Below are 22,354 nucleotides of genomic sequence, written 5' to 3'. Positions count from 1 at the left end.
AGGTATTTATATGGGTAAAATAGCTTTTGTATTTCCAGGCCAGGGATCTCAATATGTAGGTATGGGCAAGGATATATATGAAAATTATAAAGTTTCAAAACAAATATTTGATAAAGCTGATGAAGTTTTACATATGAATTTAAAATCTATAATGTTTGAAGGTCCCGATGAGGAACTTACTAAAACTGAAAATACTCAACCAGCAATACTTACTTTAAGTACAGCTTTACTTGAAATATTAAAAGATGAACTTGATGTGAAATTTGATGCATGTGCAGGACTTTCTTTAGGAGAGTATTCTGCTCTTGTAGCAGCTGATGCTCTATCCTTTGAAGAGGCTGTAAAACTTGTTAAAAAAAGAGGTAAATATATGCAAGAGGCAGTTCCACAAGGTGTAGGAACTATGGCTGCAATACTTGGCCTTGATAGAGATATACTTATGGATGTATTAGATGAATTATCTAGTGAAGGAATAGTTGAGGCTGCTAACTTTAATAGTCCAGGACAGATAGTAATATCTGGAGAAATAAAAGCTGTAGAAAAGGCTGTTAGTCTTTGTAAAGAAAGAGGAGCTAAAAAAGCTGTTATATTAAATGTAAGTGCACCTTTTCATTCTTCTATGTTGAATAAGGCTGGAGAAAACTTGAAAAAAGAGCTTGAAAACATACAATTAAATTCTTTAAAACTACCTGTTTTAACTAATGTTACTGGAGATTATGTTGAGAATGATAAAATAAAAGATACTTTGGTAAGGCAAGTCAGTTCATCTGTGTTATGGGAGGATTCAATAGAAAAGCTTATAAAAGATGGATTTGATACCTTTGTTGAGGTGGGTCCTGGTAAAACTCTTAAAGGATTTATAAACAAAATATCTAAAAAATCAAAAGTTAAAGTAAATATACATAATGTTGAAAATAAAGCTACTTTAGAAAAGTTTATACAAGATATGAAGGAGGCACAGTAATGATTGATTTAAAAGGTAGAGTTGCTCTTATAACTGGAGGTTCAAGAGGGATAGGAAAATCAATAGCTATAAAGTTTGCTTCATTAGGAGCTGATATTGCTATAGCTGATATTGCTACAAATCATACTTCAATAGAAGAATCAGCACTTGAGGTTAAAAAAGAAATAGAATCTATGGGAGTAAAATGCTTTATTGTAGAGTGTGATGTGTCCAATTTTGAAGATTCGCAAAATATGGTAAAAGAAGTTATAAATCAATATGGAAAACTAGATATATTAGTAAATAATGCAGGTATAACTAGAGATACTCTTTTAATGAAAATGAAAGAAGAAGATTTTGACAAGGTTATAGCTGTAAATCTAAAAGGAGTATTTAACTGTACAAAGGCTGTAACTAGACCTATGATGAAGCAAAAATATGGAAAAATAATAAATATGGCATCTGTAGTTGGAATTATGGGAAATGCAGGTCAAGCAAATTACTGTGCTTCTAAGGCTGGTGTTATAGGTTTTACAAAATCAACAGCAAGAGAGCTTGCATCTAGAAATATAACTATAAATGCTATAGCTCCAGGATTTATAGAAAGTGATATGACTAAGGTATTAAAGGATGAAGTGAGAGCTTCTTATGAAAGTGGTATTCCTATGAAAAAAATGGGTCAAACAGAAGATATAGCAAATGTAGCAGCATTTTTAGCTAGTGATATGTCTTCGTATGTAACAGGTCAGACTATTAATGTCGATGGTGGAATGGTAATGCAATAAAAAATTAAAATATATGATAAAAAATTAGGAGGTATTTAATATGTTTGAAAAAGTGAGAGATATAGTAGCAGATCAATTAGGAGTAGATAATGTAGAGGAAATTAAATTAGAGACATCTTTAATAAAAGATTTAGAAGCAGATTCATTAGATGCAGTTGAAATAATGATGGCTCTTGAAGATGAGTTTGAAATAGAAATACCAGATGAAGAAGCAGAAAAGTTTACTTGCATAGGAGATATAGTAAAATATATCGAATCTAAATAAGTAGTTTTGGAGGTACTAATTATGAAAAGAAGAGTTGTGGTTACGGGTATAGGATGTGTAACTCCTGTTGGAACAGGAATAGATAAATTCTGGAACAATGTTAAAAATGGAGTTTGTGGAATAGATAAAATAACTAGATTTGATACTACTGATTATCCAACTAAGATAGCAGCAGAGGTTAAAGATTTTGATGCTTCTGATTTTATAGATAAGAAAGAAGCAAAAAGAATGGATAGATTTACTCAATATGCAGTTGCTGCATCTAAAATTGCAATGAAAGATTCAAATATAAATATAGATAATATAGATGCAAATAGATTTGGAGTTATAATAGGATCAGGAGTAGGTGGAATAGAGACATTAGAAGAACAACACAAAAGACTTATGGAAAAAGGACCTAAAAGAGTAAGTCCGTTCTTTGTACCTATGATGATAACAAATATTGCTGCAGGTCAAATATCTATAATGGTTGGAGCAAAGGGACCTAATACAAGTGTTGTTACAGCTTGTGCATCGGCTACCCATGCTATAGGAGATGCTTTTAAGGCTATCCAAAGGGGAGATGCTGAAATTATGATTTCAGGAGGAGCAGAAAGCCCTATAACTCCACTTGCTGTTTCTGGATTTTGTACAATGAAGGCAATGTCAACTAGGAATGATGATCCAAAAACTTCATCAAGACCATTTGATAAAGATAGAGATGGATTTGTAATGGGAGAAGGATCAGGTATGCTAGTATTAGAAGAACTAGAGCATGCCTTGGCTAGAAATGCAAAAATATATGCTGAGATAGTTGGATATGGAGCAACAGCAGATGCATACCATATAACAGCTCCTGCAGAGGGTGGAGAAGGTGCTGCTAGAGCTATGCAAATGGCAGTAAAAGATGCAGGTCTTAAGTTGGAAGATGTAGATTACATAAATGCTCATGGAACTAGCACTCCTCTTAATGATAGAAATGAAACTTTAGCTATCAAATCTTTATTTAAGAATCATGCGTATGACTTAGCAGTATCGTCAACTAAGTCTATGACAGGACACTTATTAGGAGCAGCTGGAGCAGTTGAAGCTATAATATGTTCTTTAGCTATAAATGAAGGCTATTTACCTCCTACCATGAATATTCAAAATCAAGATCCGGAGCTTGATCTTGACTATGTTGTAGGAAAAGGAAGACAAAAAGATATTAAATGTGCTCTTACTAATTCGTTGGGATTTGGTGGACACAATGGAACACTTGCATTTAAAAAATATGAATAATCAAAAATCGCATATGCTTTTGCATATGCGATTTTTGATTATTCGGTTATTTGGAAATGATTTGAGATTGAGTCTTTAAGTTTATTTTCAATCTCTTCTTTCTCCTTTTTCTTTTTCTCATCTATTTTATTCTTGATTTCATTTTTTGCTATTTGTTTTTGTGCTTCTATTTGTTTATCTGCTGCTAATTTTAATTCATCAGTGTATTTGTTTAATTCTTTATTAACACGATTAATTTCTTCATTTTGATATTTTTGCAGTTCTTGAACTGTTTCCTTAGCCTTTGCTTGAATATGAGAATCTAACTCTTGCTGTTCTTTTTCACTAATTTTATTAATTTCTTTTTCTGTTTCAGATGAAATCCTATTTTCTATTGAAGCAATTCCTTTTTGAATAAGAGAAATGATATCTGTACCTAAAACCGCAGCTGCATAAACATTAAAACCACCAAGTGCAACTAAAATTACAGTCGTAATTATAATTACTTTTTTATTAATTTTTTTCATCATAGATCCCCTTTCTCAATAGTTATATCTATAATCGATATTATATATTGCGAAGAAAATAGCGTCAATAAATGTCGAAACAATGTAAACTTAACGTAAATAAAATGTAATAAAAAAGAGTTAGCTTCTATCTAGAAACTAACTCTTTTTTTCTATAGGGAACTATATCGTTTTTGTTTTGTTGATAATTTGTTAAGAAAGCTACAATTGAGACTATTTTTAAGCAACGGAGCCTGTAAAGGATCGTTGGCGATATGAGTCACCGCGTTAGCGAGTAGACGAATTTTAACATGGTTTTTGGCATTCAAGATTTAATATAACTCGTATACCAGCTTCTACAGGTAAAATACCAGCTCCTAAGAATATTTGATTATCTGGAGTTGTTAGATTTACTTGTTCAAGCTCATTTTTAATAACAGTGCTTCCTGATACTGAACTTGTCATCAACTTAAATTTAAGAATTTTTTGAGCGCTACCTCCCTTTGGTATCTCTATATTATCACAAGTAATTCTAATGTCTGCATTACCTGTAACATCTGTATTTATAGGTACAGGTTCTCCCGTACCTGCAAATACAACATTACAACCATCAAAATCTGAGAATCTAACTGTTATACCTGTTGGGATTAAAAGATCATCTAATATGCTAACTTTAGAGTTAGGAGAATCGCCTACATTAGCTATAGTTACTCTAAATTCAGCTAAACCATTACCTAAAACATTACAACACTTATTAGATTCTAGCTTAACAACATCAATAGTAGCAGTAGCTCTATCTGATGCTTCTGTGCCTTCTGATGTTACACTAGCAATGTTATTTATTATATATTGTCCAGGAGATGATATACCTGCTATTGGAATAGTATAAGTAACAATTATTTCTTCACCTGGACTTAATTTTCCTAAATTACCACTTATTCTTATTTCTCCATTAGGATTGATAACAGTTTTTAGTTTACCAGGAACAGTTTTAAATTTTCCAGGTGTTAATTGAGTAGGTAAGAAGAGTATATCTGAAAGTTCAACATTTTCTAAGGTTGCATTACCTATATTATCTACTTCTAAACTATATTCAAGTTTTGCTTGATTATTCTTTATTATAGTGTTTACATTTTTAGTTATAGATAACTTACCTTGAGGGTTACATTCAGGAACTAGAAATCCTCCATTACAATCAAAAACTGTTGCAGTAGAATCTGTATTAATTGATATAGGCTGCGTTGATTCAGGGTAATTGCCTTTTAATTCTAATCTATACGCAACAGATACTCCCTTAGAATATCTATCGTTAATTTCTATTTTTACGAATTGGAAACCTTTTGGAGCATCTCCAAAGATAGAATCTGTCTTAGTTAAAGTATAAGGTATAGAAGTCCACTTACCACATCCATCTATTTTTTCAGATACAGTCAATGTTTCTGTACGAACAACTTCACATATAGGAATAACAAATGAAGTCACAGGTATTGTGGCATCATTACAGTCTGTTATTAATTTATAAGTCCAAAAAGATTTATTTAAAGAAGATACATAACTAGGGTTTGTAACCACTCTACCATCTAGCAAACAATGACACTCTGGTTGAACAATCGAAATACCTATATCTTTATTACAACAATTTAAATTCTTATAAGATTTACTTTCACAAACCTTTGGATTTTTTGCCATATAAGATCAACTCCTCATTTATAATATTACAAAAGATTTCTTCAAGGTTAATATATTCTAAAACAAATAAATATGTGATAATAAATCAAAAAAAGATTAATATATTAATGCATATTTTTGTTATTAACATAATATTATTTAAAAATAGGGAGGAGGACGAGTTTATGAATAAACTTTCAGAAGAAATTATAAATTCATTAAGTCCAAAAATAAAGCGCTTTTTCATAAGTGCAGACTATAAATTTATAAGTGATATAGAAGAAATAAGACTTAGAGTCAATAGACCATTAATAGTTAATATGAATAACAAGGATTATTTTTTTAATATAAAGACTGATAAGTTTTGTGATAATAACCAAAATACCTATATTACTACAAGAGAGGATATAGAACAAACATTTCAGCTTATATGTAAGTATTCTATACATTCCTTTTTAGATGATATAAAAAAAGGATTTATAACAATAAAAGGTGGACATAGAGTAGGTATTGGAGGAAAAGCTATTGTAGAAAAAGATGAAATAAAAAATATAAAGCATATATCATCTTTAAATATAAGAGTTTCAAGAGAAATAAAGAACTGTTCAAAAAATGTAATTAAATACATAATAAAAAGTCAAAATGAAATATACAATACATTGATAATATCTCCTCCACAGTGTGGAAAAACAACTCTGATAAGAGATTTAGTTAGAAATATAAGTACTGGTATTAATGAGTACAAGTTTAAAGGAATAAAAGTTGCAGTTATTGATGAAAGAAATGAAATCTGTGGATCATATCATGGAATACCTCAAAAGGATGTAGGAATAAGAACTGATGCAATAGAGTCTTGTCCTAAGGATGTAGGAATTATGATGCTTTTAAGAAGTATGTCCCCAAATGTAATAGTTACAGATGAAATAGGAAGCACAAAAGAAATAGAATCTCTATATTCTGCTTTAAATGGAGGTGTATCGCTTATAACATCTGTTCATGGTAGTGGAATTGAAGATATTAGAAATAGAAAGGAATTAAATACGCTCTTAGATAAAGAATTATTTAAAAGAGTTATTGTACTATCTTGCAAAAAAGGAGCAGGTACAATAGATAAGGTATATGACCTAGAAGAAAAGAGGTGCTTATTCATTGCTTAAAATAGTGCTTATTATATTTATGCTAATATGCTTTTTCTTATTAGGAGAAGAACTTTATAGGTCTTTTAAAAAAAAGTACAGCGATATATCAGATCTTGTAAAGGTACTTGAGGTACTTAATATGCAGCTTGAATTCGGATTATATACATTAGAGGAGGTATTTGAAAAAGTAGGATACAAAAAAGAATTTAATATAAGTTACTTTTTTGAAATGCTGAGCATGAAGCTTAAAGAAAATAATAAAAGCTTAGATGATATAGTAAAAGAATCCACTTATATAATAACCCAAAAAACCAATCTTGGAATAAATGAAATAGATGAGATAACTAATTTAATAAATAATCTCGGAAAAAGTGATTACTATTCACAAAAAAGAATAATAAATCTTGCAATTGAAAATCTAAAAAAAAATGAAAAAGAAGCATTTTTAGAAATTAAAACAAAAGGTATATTGTATAAAAAACTGAGCTTAACGATGGGATTTTTATTGGTGATAATATTTTTATAGATAGATATTAAATAGATATATCATAAATAAAAATTTTAAAAGGGGGAAAATTTATGGGAATAAATGTGGATTTGATTTTTAAAATAGGTGGTATAGGGATACTTTTATCTATACTTCATACTGTTTTAACTAGGGCTGGCAAAGATGAATGGTCTTATATTGCAAATCTTACAGGGGTTGTGCTTGTGCTTATGATGGTTATAAAAGAAATTAGCAATTTATTTAATGCTGTAAAGACTATGTTTAATCTTTATTAAAAGGGAAGTGGTAAGTTGGAATTTACGAAATTAATTTCAGTGGCTTTTATTGGAACTATACTATCTGTATTATTTAAAAAAGAAAGACCAGAGATAAGCATGGCTATAGCACTAATTACAGGGGTTGCTATATTTACTGTATCTATATACAAGATAAACTATGTAATAAACTGTATAAATGATTTAACTAAGAAGATAAATATAAGCCATATGTATTTTTCTACAATAATAAAAATAGTAGGCATATCGTATTTGATGGAGTTTGCTATTCAAATATGCAAAGACAGTGGGGAAGGAGCTATAGCTACTAAGCTTGAATTTGGTGGAAAAGTAATAATACTTACACTATCTTTTCCTATTCTTTTATCAATACTTAATACGATAGTAAATATTATTCCTTAGGAGATTACTTATGAAAAAAAGAGTGTTCGTTAAAGTTTTAATTATGTTTTTTTTAATGACAAATCTAGCATATGCACAAAATGACTCAAAAGGGGAGATAAATAATTATATAGACAATCAATTAAAAACTATTCAAATAGACAGACTGCAAAAAACTTTTGAAAATGAGCAAGTATTTAAGAATATTAATTTAAAAAGCTTTATTACGGATGTTATGAAAGGTGAAAAAAATATATTAGACATAATAGATAAAGGACAAGTGAAAAATTATTTATTCAAAGAAGTTAAATTGAATTTCAAAATTTTAATTACGGTATTAATTTTATCGCTAATATCTGCAGTACTTAAAAATTTGGATAATTCATTTTCAGGAACAGCTATAAGCAAGGTATCCAACTATACAGTTTTTGTACTATTGATATCAATAACCTTTATTGGATATAAAGACGTTCTTGAAATAGCTAAAGTAACAATAGATAATATGGTAAATTTCATGCAAATAGCAATTCCTATTGAAATGGCTTTCTTAGTAACTTTGGGATTTCCTGTTACTTCAGCATCTTTAAGTCCTATATTTTTAGGAGGTATAGTTTTTATAAATATAGTATTTAAAACATTTTTAATGGTAATAATGGCACTTTCATTTTCAATACTTATAATAAACAATATATCGAGTAATATAAATCTTAAGAGACTATATAACTTTACTAAACAGATAAGTATATTTACGGTAGGTTTTTTACTAACTATATATCTTGGGATAATATCTATTCAAGGAATATATGTTACATCGTTTGATAAATTTTCTATAAAAACTATTAAATTTGCTGTTGATTTTATTCCTGTTGTAGGAGGATTTGTATCTGATTCTATAGAGATACTTCTTTCATCATCATATTTATTGAAAAGTGTATTAGGAGCAGCCTCTCTTGTAATACTAATAGGTATATGTTTAATACCAATATTTAAGATAGTGTCTATTATACTTGTTTATAAATGTTCATCTATAATCGTAGAGCCTATATCAGATGATAATATATCTACATATTTAAATGAAATGGCAAACCTTATGATAATAATTTTATCTTCAGTTGTTGCTGTTGGAATAATGTTTTTTATAACAATAGCTATACTTGCATCTATCGGAAATGTAACGAGAATGTAGGAGGAAGTCTTTATGAATAGTATAAAACAATGGATAAGTAGTATATTGATTGCTGCATTTGTTATAAATGTTATAGATATATTAGTACCTACGGGAAGCTTCAAAAAGTACATAAATATAGTTTTAAACTTTATATTCATATTTATAGTTATAACACCTGTTTTAAATACAGTATCAAAAGATATTTATATAGAGGATAAAATACTAAAACAGTTTAATGAATTTCAATATGAATATAATCATGAGCTTATGAGTAAAAGCTCAATAGATGAAGAAGAAATTATGTCTAATTACGATAATTATTTAAAACAGAGCATAAATATGAAATTAGAGGAATCTGGATATCAATTAACTGATATAGAGACTGATGAGGATGGACAAAAAAAATTAATTATAAAAGATCTAAAAACTAGTGAAAATAGTAATAATGATACTAAAGAAAAAATACAATTAAAAGAGAATGAAAATTATAAGCAAGCTTTTAACGAACTCAAAGATGTTGAACATAAAAAAGTAAAAGAAGATTTAAACAAAATCTTTAAAATATCCATTGAAAAAATAAAAATTAACTAATGTGAGGGATGAAGATGAATCTTGATAAGAAGAGGATATACACTATTTTAGCTGCAATAATAATATCATTAGTACTTCTTGTGAGTGTTTCTGGTATATTTAATCATAATGCAGATAAAAATTATCCAAATGCAAATCTAGTTGATAAAAATGATTCCAGTAGACGAACAATAGTTAGCAAAGAGGATGAATTAGAAGATAGGCTTGAAAAAATACTAAGCAACATACAGGGGGTAGAGTCAGTAAAGGTAATGATAACATTTGAGACCAATGGAGAACTAGAACCTGCTTTTAATGAAACAGTGGCAACAGAGACAACACAGGAAAATGACTCAACTGGGGGAAGGAGGGTTGTAACAACAGAAAACAAAACTCAAACTATAGTAACAAAAAATAACAATCAGGGAAATGAACCTATATTACTAAAATCTATAGAACCACAAGTTAGAGGAGTTATAGTTGTAGCTGATGGTGCAGAAGATACTGTAGTAAAACAAAGGCTATATGATGCTGTTAAAACAGTACTTCAAGTATCTAGCCATAAAATAGAGGTTTACCCAAAAAACAAATAAGGGGGATTAGGTTATGAATTTTAATAAGAAGTTTTTAAAAAGTAGAAATTTTGTTGTATGTGTATTAGTATTTATGTTAGTAGTTGTATGTACCATTAATTATCAATTTAGTAAACAGTCTATGCTTGAAACATCTAGTGATCTTGAAGAATATGAGGAATTACTTTCAGCTGAAAATGAAAACATAGATGTAGATAAAGAAGAGGTTAAGGAAACAGCTAATGAAAACATAGATTCTAATATAGATTCTCAGGAAATAAAAGTTGTAGATAGTAACAAAAGTGAAGCTGAGGAAAAGGTTAAAGAAACAACTGCAAATATAACAAAAGAAATGGCATCGAAAGAGAATATGCAAAAGGATACATATTTTATAGATATAAAAATGAATAGAGAAAAGGAAAGAGGGGAATTAATAGAAGAATTAGATGCAATAGTTAAAAACCCATCTTCTAGCAAAAAATCAATAGAAGAAGCGTCTAATATGAAGTTAAATTTAGTTAAGTTTAGAGAAGCCGAGCTCAATATAGAAAGTTTACTTACTGCTAAAGGTTTTGAAAATCCAGTAGCATATGTTAGTGAAAATAATGCAAGTGTAGTGGTTGATAGAGAAAAACTTAACAAAGATGACGTTGCGAAAATATTTGATGTAGTATATACTCAAACAAAACTTCCTTTTGAAAATATAAAGATAATGGAATGCAAAAGATAGTTTGTAAAATTTATTTTCATTTGGTATAATTAAAGTATAATTTAACACTTTGGAGGTGTACCTTTGGAAAATAAAGATTATGGCCAAGTAAAAATATCTGAGGATGTAATTGCCACTATATCAGGAATTTCTGCTTCTGAAATAGAAGGTGTAGCAGCTATGAGTGGGAGCATTACAGGAAATATAACAGAAATTTTAGGTAAAAAGAATTTATCTAAAGGTGTTAAAGTCGTAGTAGAAGAAGATGAAGTATTCATAGACGTATTTGTAATGATAGAATATGGTGTCGTTATACCAGATGTATCATGGAAAATACAAGAAAATGTTAAAACAACTATTGAAACTATGACTGGATTAAATGTATCTCAGGTTAATGTTCACATTCAAGGAATTACTTTTAAGAAAGAAACAATTGAAGAGAATAGTTAATAGGAAATATATTAACCCTCTGAATAATCAGAGGGTTAGTTTTGTGTATATAATATTTAGGAGGTTTATAATGAGCAGAAAGATAAGTAGAGAATTAGGGATGAAAATGGTTTATCAAATGGATATGACTAAAGAATATAATAGTGAAAAGGTTGAAGAATTTATAGAGGAAAATTCTCATGAAAACTTTGATAAACAATACCTAGTTGATTTAGGAAATAAAATTATAGAAAATAAAGAAGATATAGATTCAGTTATAAGTAACCATTCTAAAAAATGGAAAATAAATAGAATAGCTAAGGTAGATCTCAGTATACTAAGAGTTGCTGTAGCTGAGATAAAATATATAGATAATGTTCCATTTAAAGTTGCTATAAACGAAGGAATAGAACTAGCAAAGAGATATTCAGATGATGAATCTACTAAATTTATAAATGGTTTATTGGGAAGTGTAATAAATGATATCCAAAAATAAAATAATTTTAGGAATAGACACAAGCTGCTATACGACATCTATAGCAGCTATAAATTTAGATAAAGAAATAATAATAAATGAAAAGAAAATGTTAAAAGTTAAGAAAGGAAATAGAGGACTCAGACAATCTGATGCATTTTTTCAACATACAAACAATTTAGGAGATATGTTTGGAGAGTTAAAAGCTAAAATTATAGATTATGATATAGTAGGGGTGTGTGTATCTTCAAGACCAAGACCTATTGAAGGATCGTATATGCCTGTATTTAGTTGTGGTTATAAATTTGCAAAAACTATATCCTGCGTATTAAATTCAAAATTATACAAAACTTCACATCAAGAATGTCATATAGAAGCAGCTTTTTATGATACTAATATAGATAAAGAGAAGTTTTTGTGTATACATATGTCTGGAGGAACTACTGAAATACTACTTGTCAATAGAAAATTATATGGATATGATATAGACATAGTAGGTGCTACTAAGGACATAAGTACAGGACAACTTATAGATAGAGTAGGGGTAAAGCTTGGATATGAATTTCCTTGTGGAAAGTATTTGGATAAAAATGCACTAAAATGTGATAGAGATGTTCATAATATGAAAATATCATCTAAAGAAGGATATATCAATTTTTCAGGTGTTGAAAATCAAATATTCTCTATAATAGATGAGTACTCTAAGGAATATATATCTAAGGTTGTTTTAGACTCTATTTTAAATTCTATATATAAATCGGTTGTCTATTTAAGTAATAAATATAATTTAAAAGATGTATTATTCGTTGGGGGAGTATCTTCTAGTGAATATATATCCAATAAGATGATTGATAAATTAAGTAATAATAAAATAAATGCTTTTTTTACAAAACCTAGTTTTGCAAAGGATAATGCCATAGGATCAGGTATTATTGGAGTTAATAGATTTTTAAGTGAGGTATAATTATGAAATTAAAGGCTCTTTCAGTTAGTGAGGTTAATTCTTATATAAAGAGGATTCTTACCAATGATCCTATATTATATAATTTAAAGGTGAAAGGCGAAGTATCTAATTTAAAAGTTCATACAAGTGGGCATATATATATGTCTTTAAAGGACAATAAATCTAAGATAAACTGTGTTATATTCAAAAACAATGTTCCTAAAGATTTAAATTTAGAGGAAGGTCTAAAGGTAAGAGCATCTGGCTATATATCATTATATGAAAAGGATGGAAGTTACCAGCTTTATATAAATTCAATTGATATTGAAGGGCTTGGGAACTTACATGTAGAGTTTGAAAAGCTTAAACAAAAACTTAAAAGTGATGGTTTATTTGATCCAAAATACAAAAAGAAAATACCTAGTATTCCTCAAAATATAGGGGTAATAACATCTTTAACAGGAGCAGCACTTAGGGATATTATAAATGTTATATCTAGAAGATATCCAAAGGTCAATATTAAGATATATCCTGTTTTGGTTCAAGGAGATAAATCAGCTGATGATATAGTTAATGCTATTGATTTTTTGAATAAAAGACAATGTATAGATGTTATAATACTAGCTAGAGGTGGAGGTTCAATAGAAGAATTATGGTCATTTAATGAAGAAAAGGTTGCAAGAAGCATATTTAAATCACAAATTCCTATAATAAGTGCAGTAGGGCATGAAACTGATTTTACAATATCAGATTTTGTAGCAGACCTTAGAGCTCCTACTCCATCAGCTGGAGCTGAAATATCTGTTCCATTTTATTTAGATATAAGGGAAAGACTCGATACATCTAGGAAAAGAATTAATAAAATATTTGAAAACAAAGTATATACATATAAAAAAGATTTAGATAGCACAAAAAAGGATATTGAGATTGGTTACAAAGAAATAATAAAAGATAAACTTATAGAAATGGATAACTGTTTAAAGGATATTGAAAATTCTATTAATAGAAAACTTATTTTAACTAGAAATGAGTTAGAGTATATAGGGCAAAACTTAAATAATTTAAGCCCATTATCTATAATGTCTAGGGGATACACCTTAGTTGAAAAAGATGATAAACTAGTCAAAAATCCAAAGAATTTAAAACAGGGAGATAATATTAATGTATTATTTGAAAAGGCTTGTTTAAATTGTAAAATACAGAATATAAAAGAGGTAGATTAGTATGAAATATGAGGTTGCATACAAAAGGTTACAAGAAATTATTAAAAGCTTAGAAGAAGAAACTATATCTTTAGATGAATCTTTAAAACTTTATGAAGAGGGCATAGGGTTGTATAGACATTGTAATAAGTTATTAGAATCAGCTCAACTTAAAATAACTAGGTTTTCAAACGATACTTTAGAAGAAATAGAAGTTGATATTGAGGAGGTATAAAAAATGGATTTTAAATCAGCATTAAAAGATAAAAAAATATATTTTGAAAGTAGATTACAAAGTTATATACCTAATATGAATACATATCAAAAAACTTTATTTGAAGCGATGAAATATAGCTTAGATGCAGGAGGTAAAAGACTTAGACCTATACTTTTGATGGAAAGTGCTGCTTTATTTAATAACGATATAGAAGATACTATACCTTTTGCATGTGCTATGGAGATGATTCATACATATTCTCTTATACACGATGATTTACCTGCTATGGATGATGATGATTTAAGAAGAGGAAAGCCTACAAACCACAAGGTTTTCGGAGAAGGAATAGCTGTTTTAGCTGGAGATGGACTTTTAAATTATTCATTTGAAATAATGCTTGAACATGCTTTAAAGAATGAGAAAAATAGTTATAAATATATAAAGGCTATGAACGAAGTAGCTAAGGCGGCAGGAGTTAGAGGAATGATTGCAGGTCAGGTTGTGGATCTTGAAAGTGAGAATAAGAAAATAGATAAGGATACCCTAGACTTTATACATATGAATAAGACGTCTGCTATGATTATAGGGTCTATGAGAGCTGGAGCTATAATTGGAGGAGCAAGTGATAGTGAACTTGAAGATATAACAAATTATGCCAAAAATATAGGTCTTGCTTTTCAGGTTGTAGATGATATATTAGATATAGTGGGAGATGAAAAAAAACTAGGAAAAGATATTGGAAGTGATTTAGAAAACAACAAGTCTACATATCCGTCATTATTTGGTATTGAAAAATCAAGAGAAATAGCTAGAAATCTTATTGACGATGCTAAAAAATATATATATGGTTTTGATGGAAAAAACGAGTTTTTAAATTGTTTAGCTGAGTATATTATAGACAGAGAATGTTAATTTAAGGAGGACATAAAGTGACTTTTATTGAGGGGATTTTAAACAATCAAACTTTTTCAGTGTGTTTTATATCTTGGTTTGTTGCTCAGATATTAAAGGTCATACTGACTTTTATATTTGATAAGAAGATAGATATTTCAAGGTTTGTGGGTTCAGGTGGTATGCCAAGTTCTCATTCATCATTTGTTACAAGCCTTGCAACAGCTGCTGGAATACAAAGAGGATATGAATCGTTAGAATTTGCCGTGACACTTGTATTTGCTTTAATAATAATGTATGATGCATCTGGAGTTAGAAGAGCTGTTGGAAAGCAAGCTAAGATACTAAATAAAATGATAGAAGATATACAAGAACATAGAAAAGATATCTTCAATGAAAAAAGGTTAAAAGAACTTGTAGGCCATACTCCGGTAGAAGTTTTAGCAGGAGCTATATTAGGTATTGTAATAGCTAATATTATGATTTGAAAATGATCTACTAATATGCTATAATATCTATGCTTTTTACTCTATAGAAATTATATGACTTATATGATAAAGATATATCCTAGTAATAACTTATCAAAATCTAATATAGTTTTAAATATTAGATTTTAGAAAAAATACTAGGGTATATTTATATATTTAAAAATAAATTTTAGAAAGTAGGATGAAGTTATGTATAAATATTTATACAATGTAAATAGTCCTGAAGATTTAAAGAAAATGAATATAAAAGAACTTAATGAATTTACTAATGAAATAAGAAAGTTCTTGGTTAAATCTGTATCTAAGACAGGAGGACATTTGGCATCTAATTTAGGTATAGTAGAGTTAACCCTTGCCTTTCACTATATATTTGAAACACCAAAGGATAAGATTGTTTGGGATGTAGGTCATCAAGCTTATGTACATAAAATGATTACTGGAAGAACTAGTGAATTTGAAACTCTTAGAAAATTTAATGGTCTAAGTGGGTTTCCTAAGAGAAATGAAAGTGAACATGATGCATTTGATACAGGTCATAGTTCAACATCTATATCAGCAGGGCTTGGTATTGCTATGGCACGTGATATAAAAAAAGAAGATTGCGAAGTAGTATCTGTAATAGGAGATGGAGCTTTAACTGGAGGGATGGCTTTTGAAGCACTTAATCATTTAGGTCATACACAAACAAATATGACTGTAATATTAAATGATAATGAAATGTCTATAGATAAAAATGTTGGAAGTATGTCTAATTATCTATTAAAGCTTAGAACTAATAAAGCTTATAAAAAAATGAAGGTGGAATTTGAGAATATCACTAATTATATACCTAAGATTGGAGATACAGTATATAAAACTGCAGATAAAATAAAGGACAGTTTAAAATACATTGTAAGCCCAGGTGCTTTATTTGAGGAAATGGGAATAAAGTATTTTGGTCCAATAGATGGACACAATATAGAAGAACTTATTAAAACTTTTAAAACGATAAAAAAATTTAAAGGACCATCGATAGTACATGTAATAACAACAAAAGGAAAAGGTTATAGATTTGCAGAAAACGACCCTGGAAAATATCATGGGGTAAGTCCATTTGACCCCAAAAAAGGTATTCAAAAGAGTTCTAAGGGAACATATTCAAGCGTAGTAGGAGAAAAAATGATTGAAATGGCTGATACGGATGGAAATATAGCTGCTATAACAGCTGCAATGCCATCTGGAACAGGCCTTTCTAAATTTCAAAATACATATCCAGAAAGATTTTTTGATGTAGGGATAGCAGAGGGACATGCAGTTACCTTTGCGAGTGGTCTTGCGGCTAATGGAATAAAACCTTATTTTGCTGTATATTCAACATTCCTTCAAAGAGGATATGATCAAATAATACATGATGTTGCTCTTAGTAATCTTCCTGTAACCTTACTTCTTGATAGAGCAGGTATTGTTGGAGATGATGGAGAAACTCATCATGGAGTATTTGATTTAAGTTATTTAAACTCTATACCTAACTTAACTGTTATGGCACCAATGGATAAATATGAGCTTGAAAAAATGTTAGATTTATCAAGAACAATGTACTGTCCAGTTGCTATAAGATATCCAAGAGGTGAAGTTTTTAAGTATAAGAAAGATGACTTTGAGTTAAATATAGGTAAATGGGATATAATGAAAAAAGGAAGTAATGTAGCATTGATCGGTATAGGATCTATGGTAAAAACATGTCTAAAGTGTGCTGATATATTAAAAGAAAGAGGAATAAATATAACAGTAATAAATGGAAGGTTCTTAAAACCGTTAGATTCTAAGATGCTAGAAGATATATACAAAGAATATGACTACATAGTAACTGTTGAGGACAATGTTTTAATTGGAGGATTTGGAAGTAGTGTATCTTGTTATTTATCAAAGCTTGGATATAAAGGTAAATTTATAAATATAGGATTTGAAGATAAATTCATAGAACATGGAAAAGTAGACATACTTTATGATAAATATGGTTTATCGCCTCAAAAAATAGCACAAAAAATAATTGAAGAAATCAGATAGGAAAGGTAATAAATAATGAAAAAAAGAATAGATATTTTACTAGTTGAAAATGGACATTTTGAAAGTAGAGAAAGAGCAAAAAAATCATTAATGGCAGGTCTTATATTTGTAGATAATCAAAGATGTGATAAAGCTGGTACTATGGTAAAAGAAGATTGTAAGATAACAATAAAGGGAAAACTAATACCTTATGTTAGTAGAGGTGGACTAAAGCTTGAAAAATCAATAAAAAACTTTGATGTAGATGTAAAAGACAAGGTATGTTTAGATATAGGATCCTCCACAGGCGGATTTACTGATTGTATGCTTCAAAATGGAGCTAAAAAAGTGTTTTCTATAGATGTTGGATATGGTCAGCTAGCATGGAAACTAAGACAAGACGACAGAGTTGTATGTATGGAGAGAACTAACATAAGACATGTGGAAATTAATGATTTAGGAGAATATGCTGATTTTGCATCTATAGATGTATCTTTTATATCACTAAGACTGGTTATACCAAAAGCAAAAGAGTTACTTAAAGAAAATGGAGAAATAGTAGCACTTATAAAACCACAATTTGAAGCTGGTAGAGAAAAAGTTGGTAAAAAAGGAGTAGTCAGAGAAAAACAAACACATATAGATGTAATTAAAACAATAACAGGATTCGTACATCAAAATGGGTTTGACATATTGAATTTAGATTATTCTCCTGTAAAAGGTCCAGAAGGAAACATAGAGTACTTACTTCATATAAAGAAAAGTAGTGATTTAAACAAAATAAATGAATTAAATTACGATGAAACAATTTTAAAAGTAGTAGAGGATTCTCATCAAAAACTGTAATTAGGAGGATTTAAAGTTGAAAATATCAAGGCATAACAAAATATTAGAAATAATCGAAAGCAATGATATAACGACTCAAGAAGAGCTTGCACAAAAGCTTAAAAATCATGGAATGAATGTTACTCAAGCTACAGTTTCAAGAGATATAAAGGATTTGAAGTTGGTCAAAGTTTTGACAAAAGATGGAAATTATAAGTATGCAGCACTTAAAAAAGAAGAAAAGGGATATTCTGATAGACTTATAAGATTATTAAGAGCAGTATTGGTAGGGATTGACTCATCTGAAAACATTGTATGTTTAAAGACAATTCCTGGGTCTGCACAATTAGTTGCAAAAGCAATAGATCAACTAGAACTCAAAGAAGTAATAGGTACAATAGCAGGTATTGATACTGTATTTGTATTAATAAAAAGTATAGAAGATGTAGATACAATAAAAGGTAGATTTAGAAAGCTAATATAGATAAGGGGGATTATCGTGATCCTTGAGATGTATATAAAGAATTTTGCACTAGCGGAAGAAATTAGAATAGATTTTGAAGAAGGATTTAACATATTGACTGGAGAAACTGGTTCTGGTAAATCTATAATAATAGACGCTCTTAATCTTTGCCTAGGCGGAAGGTATGATAAATCACTTGTAAGAAAAGGAATGGACAAAGGTCTTGTAGAAGCTACTTTTAATGTTACAAATGAAAAAGTTATAAAAGAATTATTAGAATATGGTATAGATGCATCTTTAGATGATAATTTGATAATATCAAGAGAATTATATAGCGATGGAAAGAATATAAGTAGGGTAAATGGAAGAAATGTAAGAATATCTTTTTTGAAAACAATAGGGTCTTTATTAGTAGATGTACATAGTCAACATCAAAATCAGGTTCTTTTTAACAAAGACAAGCATATAGAATTTTTGGATGTATATGGACATCAGAAAATTGAACCTGTAAAAAAAGAATATATAGATGTATACAATAAGTACTTTAATTTAAAAAAGAAAATAAATTCATTAACTGAGAATAAAGATGATATTCAAATAGCAAGGGAAATAGACCTTTTGAAATTTCAAATACAGGAAATTGAAGAAGCGGATTTAACTTTAGGAGAATATGAAGAACTCTTAAAAGAGAGAGAAATACATAGAAATAGTGAAAAAATATATACAAGCTTAAATAATTCATATTCCAATCTATATGAATCAAACTATAATGCATTCGATTTAGTATCTAAAGGCATTAAGGATTTAAAAAGTATTGCAGATATAGATGAAAGGTTAGAACAATTTCATATTTCGTTAGAAGAAATAATGTATACTCTTCAAGATATATCAAAAGATATAAGGGACTATAAAGAAAACATAGATTTTGACGTTAAAAGCCTTGATGAGATAGAGATAAGAATAGATACGATAAACAATTTAAAACGAAAATATGGAAATTCTATACAAGAAATTTTAGAATATAAAAATAAAATAGTTAAAAGGCTGGAAGATATAGAAAATAGAGATGAAAAAATAATAGAATTAAAAAATGACTTAGAAAAAAATGAAAGTGTATTAAAAGAAAAAAGTGAAAGAATAACATCTATAAGAAAAGAAATTGCAAATAAATTAGAAGATGATATATGTAAACAACTTTATTCTTTAAATATGAAAAATGTTGTATTTAAAGTTGATTTCAATAAAAGAAACGAATATCTTTTAACTGGAAAAGATATTGTAGAATTTATGATATCATTTAATGTAGGAGAGGATTTGATGCCTATATATAAGGTTGCATCTGGTGGTGAAATGTCAAGGTTTATGCTTGCATTTAAAACTATATTATCTGATATAGATAAGGTAAATACGCTTGTATTTGATGAAATAGATACAGGTATAAGTGGAATAGCAGCAGAAATAGTAGGGAAAAAATTAAAAAAAATATCTAATAAAAAACAAGTTATAAGTATAACTCATTTGCCTCAAATAGCAGTGAATGCAGATTCACATTTTAGAATAGAAAAAATTGTACAAGAAAGTAGAACTTATACAAAAATAGAAAAATTAAATAAAAAAGAACAAATAGAAGAAATAGCAAGACTGATATCAGGATCTAATATAACTCAAAAAACTATAGAACATGCTAAAGAAATTCTAGAAATAGCTCAAAATAAAGATGGATAAGCATCTTTATTTTTTTTGAAGAACTTTTTTACAATATTATAATTATTTGTGGAGGATATAAAAGTACGTTTTTAGGAAGATTAATATTAAAATGACATTAAGGAAGTGATAAATATGGCTAAAATTTCCAAGAGAAAATTTTTAATTTTAATATTGATTTTATCTTCATTATTGACAAGTTTTACATCTTTTAATTTGATTTCACAAGCCTTTAATCAAAATAAATTAGAATTGATTCCACTTGGGAATATAGCTGGAATAAAACTTGACACAAAAGGAGTATTAATTATAGGAATAGATGAAAATTATTTAAAATATAAAGATAGGAATATAAAAATTGGAGATATAATAGTTAAGATAGAGGGAAAAGAAGTAAATAAGGCACAGGATATAAAAGATATTATAGACAATACAAACAAACACTTTGTAAATGTGACTATAAAAAGAAATGGTAAATATATATCTAAAAATGTAAAACTGTATAAAGATGGTAAAGATGATTCCTACAAAATAGGAGTGTGGGTAAGAGATAAAATAGCTGGTATAGGAACATTAACTTGTTATAATCCAAAAACTAAGGAATTTTATGCTCTAGGCCATGGAATAACAGATGTTGATACAGGAAGCATAATAGAAGTGAAAAAAGGTTTTTTATATAAATCCAAGGAAATAGGCGTTAAAAAAGGAGTATCCGGAGTTCCTGGGGAAATAACAGGAAATTTTGATAAGCAAAATATAATGGGGGAATTCAATAGTAATAATGATTTTGGAATAAAAGGTGTCATGAACAATGAATATAGATGGGATAATTTAAAACCTATAGAAGTTGGCCATTATTATGAAGTTGAAAAAGGTGATGCGTATATACTGTTTTCTGATAAAAATAATAAAATAAAGAAGTATAAGATAAAGATTAAAAAAATATTCAATCAAAATAAGCCGAAATCTAAAAGTATGATAGTTGAAATAGTAGATAAAAATTTGATAAACTATACAGGTGGAATAGTACAAGGTATGAGCGGTGCTCCAATAATACAAAATGGGAAACTAATGGGAGCTATAACACATGTATTTGTTAATAATCCTAAAAAAGGATATGCCATATTTATGGATTGGATGTTAAAATAAATCAAAATAAATTAAAGGAAATCTAATACAGGTGTCGAATTAGTTAATTTGTACAAATATAATATTTTTTTATTGGGGGGTAATTTTGTGAAAGAGAAAATAAAATTAATAATAGCCGATGATAATAAGGATTTTTGCCAAATATTAAAAGAATATTTGCAAAATGAAAATGATATAGAAATATTAGGTATAGCTAAAGATGGTATTGAGGCACTTGATTTGGTTTCAGAAAAACAACCAGATTTATTAATACTAGATATAATAATGCCTCATCTTGATGGTCTTGGGGTTATAGAAAAATTAAATACTATGGATATAGAGAAAATGCCAAAAATAATAGTATTATCTGCTGTTGGACAAGATAAAATAACTCAAAGAGCAATAAACTTAGGAGCAGATTATTATATAGTTAAACCTTTTGATTTTAGCGTATTTATAAATAGAATAAGAGAATTAGTTGGACAAAGAAATATATCAATACTTCAAAATGATAAACCATTAACAACATATAAACCTGTTAAAACTGAATTTATACAAAACAATGGAAATATAGAAGCTGAAATAACTAATATAATACATGAAATAGGAGTTCCAGCTCACATCAAAGGATACTTATACTTGAGAGAGGCTATAAGTATGGTAATAGATAATGTAGAACTTTTAAGTGCTGTGACTAAAGAACTATATCCTAATATAGCTAAAATATTTAATACTACTCCATCAAGAGTAGAAAGAGCTATAAGACATGCTATAGAGGTAGCTTGGAGTAGAGGAAAGGTTGATACTATAAATCAATTATTTGGATATACAGTTCA

General features: G+C 28.6%; 27 protein-coding genes. 25 read left to right on the top strand and 2 right to left on the bottom strand.

Annotated elements, in window-relative coordinates; genetic code table 11:
* The first annotated feature begins 10 nt into the window (after window positions 1–10).
* Genes fabD through fabF form a run of 4 tightly spaced genes read left to right on the top strand, consistent with a single transcriptional unit; the run spans window position 11 to window position 3,253 of the window.
* On the top strand, window positions 11–964 hold the full coding sequence (gene fabD, locus N4A48_RS05350; protein WP_293664798.1) for an ACP S-malonyltransferase: 954 nt from the start codon (window positions 11–13) through the stop codon (window positions 962–964).
* On the top strand, window positions 964–1,728 hold the full coding sequence (gene fabG, locus N4A48_RS05345; protein WP_293664797.1) for a 3-oxoacyl-[acyl-carrier-protein] reductase: 765 nt from the start codon (window positions 964–966) through the stop codon (window positions 1,726–1,728). Before fabD ends, fabG begins: the two co-directional genes overlap by 1 nt.
* Before the next feature lie 40 nt (window positions 1,729–1,768).
* Window positions 1,769–1,993 (top strand): acyl carrier protein, encoded by a 225-nt coding sequence (acpP, locus tag N4A48_RS05340; RefSeq protein WP_277730988.1) that lies wholly within the window; start codon window positions 1,769–1,771, stop codon window positions 1,991–1,993.
* A gap of 21 nt (window positions 1,994–2,014) precedes the next feature.
* A complete protein-coding gene (fabF, locus tag N4A48_RS05335) occupies window positions 2,015–3,253 on the top strand; it encodes a beta-ketoacyl-ACP synthase II (RefSeq protein WP_293664795.1) in 1,239 nt (412 codons plus the stop codon).
* 38 nt (window positions 3,254–3,291) lie between these two features.
* Here the strand turns inward: fabF and N4A48_RS05330 are convergent, their stop codons facing one another.
* Both N4A48_RS05330 and N4A48_RS05325 read right to left on the bottom strand, forming a co-directional pair.
* On the bottom strand, window positions 3,292–3,759 hold the full coding sequence (locus tag N4A48_RS05330; protein ID WP_293664794.1) for a hypothetical protein: 468 nt from the start codon (window positions 3,757–3,759) through the stop codon (window positions 3,292–3,294).
* Window positions 3,760–4,044: 285 nt separating this feature from the next.
* The gene (locus N4A48_RS05325; RefSeq protein ID WP_293664793.1) at window positions 4,045–5,427 is read right to left on the bottom strand and encodes a hypothetical protein; all 1,383 of its coding nucleotides are present in this window, start codon (window positions 5,425–5,427) and stop codon (window positions 4,045–4,047) included.
* A gap of 164 nt (window positions 5,428–5,591) precedes the next feature.
* Between N4A48_RS05325 and spoIIIAA the strand changes: the two genes are divergently transcribed.
* The 21 genes from spoIIIAA to spo0A form a co-directional block, all read left to right on the top strand.
* The gene (spoIIIAA, locus tag N4A48_RS05320) at window positions 5,592–6,563 is read left to right on the top strand and encodes a stage III sporulation protein AA (protein WP_293664792.1); all 972 of its coding nucleotides are present in this window, start codon (window positions 5,592–5,594) and stop codon (window positions 6,561–6,563) included.
* Window positions 6,556–7,071 carry a stage III sporulation protein AB gene (locus tag N4A48_RS05315; protein ID WP_293664791.1) on the top strand — a complete coding sequence of 172 codons (516 nt, stop codon included), beginning with the start codon at window positions 6,556–6,558 and terminating at the stop codon, window positions 7,069–7,071. The genes spoIIIAA and N4A48_RS05315 overlap by 8 nt, the downstream gene beginning before the upstream one ends.
* Window positions 7,072–7,124: 53 nt before the next feature.
* Window positions 7,125–7,328 carry a stage III sporulation protein AC gene (gene spoIIIAC, locus N4A48_RS05310; protein ID WP_330665052.1) on the top strand — a complete coding sequence of 68 codons (204 nt, stop codon included), beginning with the start codon at window positions 7,125–7,127 and terminating at the stop codon, window positions 7,326–7,328.
* A 15-nt stretch (window positions 7,329–7,343) separates the two neighbouring features.
* Window positions 7,344–7,730, top strand: a complete 387-nt coding sequence (gene spoIIIAD, locus N4A48_RS05305; protein WP_293664790.1) for a stage III sporulation protein AD — start codon at window positions 7,344–7,346, stop codon at window positions 7,728–7,730.
* Window positions 7,731–7,740: 10 nt separating this feature from the next.
* Window positions 7,741–8,895, top strand: a complete 1,155-nt coding sequence (gene spoIIIAE, locus N4A48_RS05300; RefSeq protein ID WP_293664789.1) for a stage III sporulation protein AE — start codon at window positions 7,741–7,743, stop codon at window positions 8,893–8,895.
* 12 nt (window positions 8,896–8,907) lie between these two features.
* Window positions 8,908–9,468, top strand: a complete 561-nt coding sequence (locus tag N4A48_RS05295) for a stage III sporulation protein AF (RefSeq protein ID WP_293664788.1) — start codon at window positions 8,908–8,910, stop codon at window positions 9,466–9,468.
* A 14-nt stretch (window positions 9,469–9,482) separates the two neighbouring features.
* Window positions 9,483–10,040 (top strand): stage III sporulation protein AG, encoded by a 558-nt coding sequence (locus N4A48_RS05290; protein WP_293664787.1) that lies wholly within the window; start codon window positions 9,483–9,485, stop codon window positions 10,038–10,040.
* Between the two features lie 13 nt (window positions 10,041–10,053).
* Window positions 10,054–10,749 (top strand): SpoIIIAH-like family protein, encoded by a 696-nt coding sequence (locus N4A48_RS05285; RefSeq protein ID WP_293664786.1) that lies wholly within the window; start codon window positions 10,054–10,056, stop codon window positions 10,747–10,749.
* A gap of 63 nt (window positions 10,750–10,812) precedes the next feature.
* The gene (locus tag N4A48_RS05280; protein ID WP_293664785.1) at window positions 10,813–11,178 is read left to right on the top strand and encodes an Asp23/Gls24 family envelope stress response protein; all 366 of its coding nucleotides are present in this window, start codon (window positions 10,813–10,815) and stop codon (window positions 11,176–11,178) included.
* Window positions 11,179–11,248: 70 nt separating this feature from the next.
* Complete coding sequence (gene nusB / locus N4A48_RS05275) at window positions 11,249–11,653, top strand: transcription antitermination factor NusB (RefSeq protein WP_293664784.1); 405 nt, start codon at window positions 11,249–11,251, stop codon at window positions 11,651–11,653.
* A complete protein-coding gene (locus tag N4A48_RS05270) occupies window positions 11,637–12,596 on the top strand; it encodes an O-sialoglycoprotein endopeptidase (RefSeq protein WP_293664783.1) in 960 nt (319 codons plus the stop codon). The genes nusB and N4A48_RS05270 overlap by 17 nt, the downstream gene beginning before the upstream one ends.
* Before the next feature lie 2 nt (window positions 12,597–12,598).
* Complete coding sequence (gene xseA / locus N4A48_RS05265; RefSeq protein WP_293664782.1) at window positions 12,599–13,798, top strand: exodeoxyribonuclease VII large subunit; 1,200 nt, start codon at window positions 12,599–12,601, stop codon at window positions 13,796–13,798.
* A 1-nt stretch (window position 13,799) separates the two neighbouring features.
* Window positions 13,800–14,012 carry an exodeoxyribonuclease VII small subunit gene (gene xseB, locus N4A48_RS05260; RefSeq protein WP_293664781.1) on the top strand — a complete coding sequence of 71 codons (213 nt, stop codon included), beginning with the start codon at window positions 13,800–13,802 and terminating at the stop codon, window positions 14,010–14,012.
* A 3-nt stretch (window positions 14,013–14,015) separates the two neighbouring features.
* Window positions 14,016–14,906: a polyprenyl synthetase family protein gene (locus N4A48_RS05255; RefSeq protein WP_293664780.1), complete on the top strand. Its 891-nt coding sequence runs from the start codon at window positions 14,016–14,018 to the stop codon at window positions 14,904–14,906.
* 17 nt (window positions 14,907–14,923) lie between these two features.
* A complete protein-coding gene (locus N4A48_RS05250) occupies window positions 14,924–15,373 on the top strand; it encodes a divergent PAP2 family protein (protein WP_293664779.1) in 450 nt (149 codons plus the stop codon).
* Between the two features lie 189 nt (window positions 15,374–15,562).
* Window positions 15,563–17,419 (top strand): 1-deoxy-D-xylulose-5-phosphate synthase, encoded by a 1,857-nt coding sequence (gene dxs / locus N4A48_RS05245; RefSeq protein ID WP_293664778.1) that lies wholly within the window; start codon window positions 15,563–15,565, stop codon window positions 17,417–17,419.
* Between the two features lie 15 nt (window positions 17,420–17,434).
* The gene (locus N4A48_RS05240) at window positions 17,435–18,244 is read left to right on the top strand and encodes a TlyA family RNA methyltransferase (RefSeq protein WP_293664777.1); all 810 of its coding nucleotides are present in this window, start codon (window positions 17,435–17,437) and stop codon (window positions 18,242–18,244) included.
* 16 nt (window positions 18,245–18,260) lie between these two features.
* Window positions 18,261–18,707, top strand: a complete 447-nt coding sequence (locus tag N4A48_RS05235) for an arginine repressor (protein WP_293664776.1) — start codon at window positions 18,261–18,263, stop codon at window positions 18,705–18,707.
* A 15-nt stretch (window positions 18,708–18,722) separates the two neighbouring features.
* Window positions 18,723–20,411: a DNA repair protein RecN gene (gene recN, locus N4A48_RS05230; RefSeq protein WP_293664775.1), complete on the top strand. Its 1,689-nt coding sequence runs from the start codon at window positions 18,723–18,725 to the stop codon at window positions 20,409–20,411.
* Between the two features lie 114 nt (window positions 20,412–20,525).
* Window positions 20,526–21,539, top strand: a complete 1,014-nt coding sequence (gene spoIVB / locus N4A48_RS05225; protein WP_293664773.1) for a SpoIVB peptidase — start codon at window positions 20,526–20,528, stop codon at window positions 21,537–21,539.
* 87 nt (window positions 21,540–21,626) lie between these two features.
* On the top strand, window positions 21,627–22,354 hold a 728-nt coding region (gene spo0A / locus N4A48_RS05220; RefSeq protein ID WP_293664772.1), incomplete at its 3' end, for a sporulation transcription factor Spo0A.

The sequence above is a fragment of the Tepidibacter sp. genome (assembly GCF_025210165.1).
In the GTDB taxonomy this organism is placed as follows: Bacteria; Bacillota; Clostridia; order Peptostreptococcales; family Peptostreptococcaceae; genus Tepidibacter_A.
Note: the sequence above shows the minus strand (reverse complement) of the source record. Positions and strands in the feature narration are given on the sequence as shown.

Bases quoted from the DNA above. Each gene is read 5' to 3' on its own strand.
- fabD (WP_293664798.1), top strand. From the start codon at position 11: ATGGGTAAAATAGCTTTTGTATTTCCAGGCCAGGGATCTCAATATGTA.
- fabG (WP_293664797.1), top strand. From the start codon at position 964: ATGATTGATTTAAAAGGTAGAGTTGCTCTTATAACTGGAGGTTCAAGA.
- acpP (WP_277730988.1), top strand. From the start codon at position 1,769: ATGTTTGAAAAAGTGAGAGATATAGTAGCAGATCAATTAGGAGTAGAT.
- fabF (WP_293664795.1), top strand. From the start codon at position 2,015: ATGAAAAGAAGAGTTGTGGTTACGGGTATAGGATGTGTAACTCCTGTT.
- N4A48_RS05330 (WP_293664794.1), bottom strand. From the start codon at position 3,759: ATGAAAAAAATTAATAAAAAAGTAATTATAATTACGACTGTAATTTTA.
- N4A48_RS05325 (WP_293664793.1), bottom strand. From the start codon at position 5,427: ATGGCAAAAAATCCAAAGGTTTGTGAAAGTAAATCTTATAAGAATTTA.
- spoIIIAA (WP_293664792.1), top strand. From the start codon at position 5,592: ATGAATAAACTTTCAGAAGAAATTATAAATTCATTAAGTCCAAAAATA.
- spoIIIAC (WP_330665052.1), top strand. From the start codon at position 7,125: ATGGGAATAAATGTGGATTTGATTTTTAAAATAGGTGGTATAGGGATA.
- spoIIIAE (WP_293664789.1), top strand. From the start codon at position 7,741: ATGAAAAAAAGAGTGTTCGTTAAAGTTTTAATTATGTTTTTTTTAATG.
- N4A48_RS05295 (WP_293664788.1), top strand. From the start codon at position 8,908: ATGAATAGTATAAAACAATGGATAAGTAGTATATTGATTGCTGCATTT.
- N4A48_RS05290 (WP_293664787.1), top strand. From the start codon at position 9,483: ATGAATCTTGATAAGAAGAGGATATACACTATTTTAGCTGCAATAATA.
- N4A48_RS05285 (WP_293664786.1), top strand. From the start codon at position 10,054: ATGAATTTTAATAAGAAGTTTTTAAAAAGTAGAAATTTTGTTGTATGT.
- nusB (WP_293664784.1), top strand. From the start codon at position 11,249: ATGAGCAGAAAGATAAGTAGAGAATTAGGGATGAAAATGGTTTATCAA.
- N4A48_RS05270 (WP_293664783.1), top strand. From the start codon at position 11,637: ATGATATCCAAAAATAAAATAATTTTAGGAATAGACACAAGCTGCTAT.
- xseA (WP_293664782.1), top strand. From the start codon at position 12,599: ATGAAATTAAAGGCTCTTTCAGTTAGTGAGGTTAATTCTTATATAAAG.
- xseB (WP_293664781.1), top strand. From the start codon at position 13,800: ATGAAATATGAGGTTGCATACAAAAGGTTACAAGAAATTATTAAAAGC.
- N4A48_RS05255 (WP_293664780.1), top strand. From the start codon at position 14,016: ATGGATTTTAAATCAGCATTAAAAGATAAAAAAATATATTTTGAAAGT.
- dxs (WP_293664778.1), top strand. From the start codon at position 15,563: ATGTATAAATATTTATACAATGTAAATAGTCCTGAAGATTTAAAGAAA.
- N4A48_RS05240 (WP_293664777.1), top strand. From the start codon at position 17,435: ATGAAAAAAAGAATAGATATTTTACTAGTTGAAAATGGACATTTTGAA.
- spoIVB (WP_293664773.1), top strand. From the start codon at position 20,526: ATGGCTAAAATTTCCAAGAGAAAATTTTTAATTTTAATATTGATTTTA.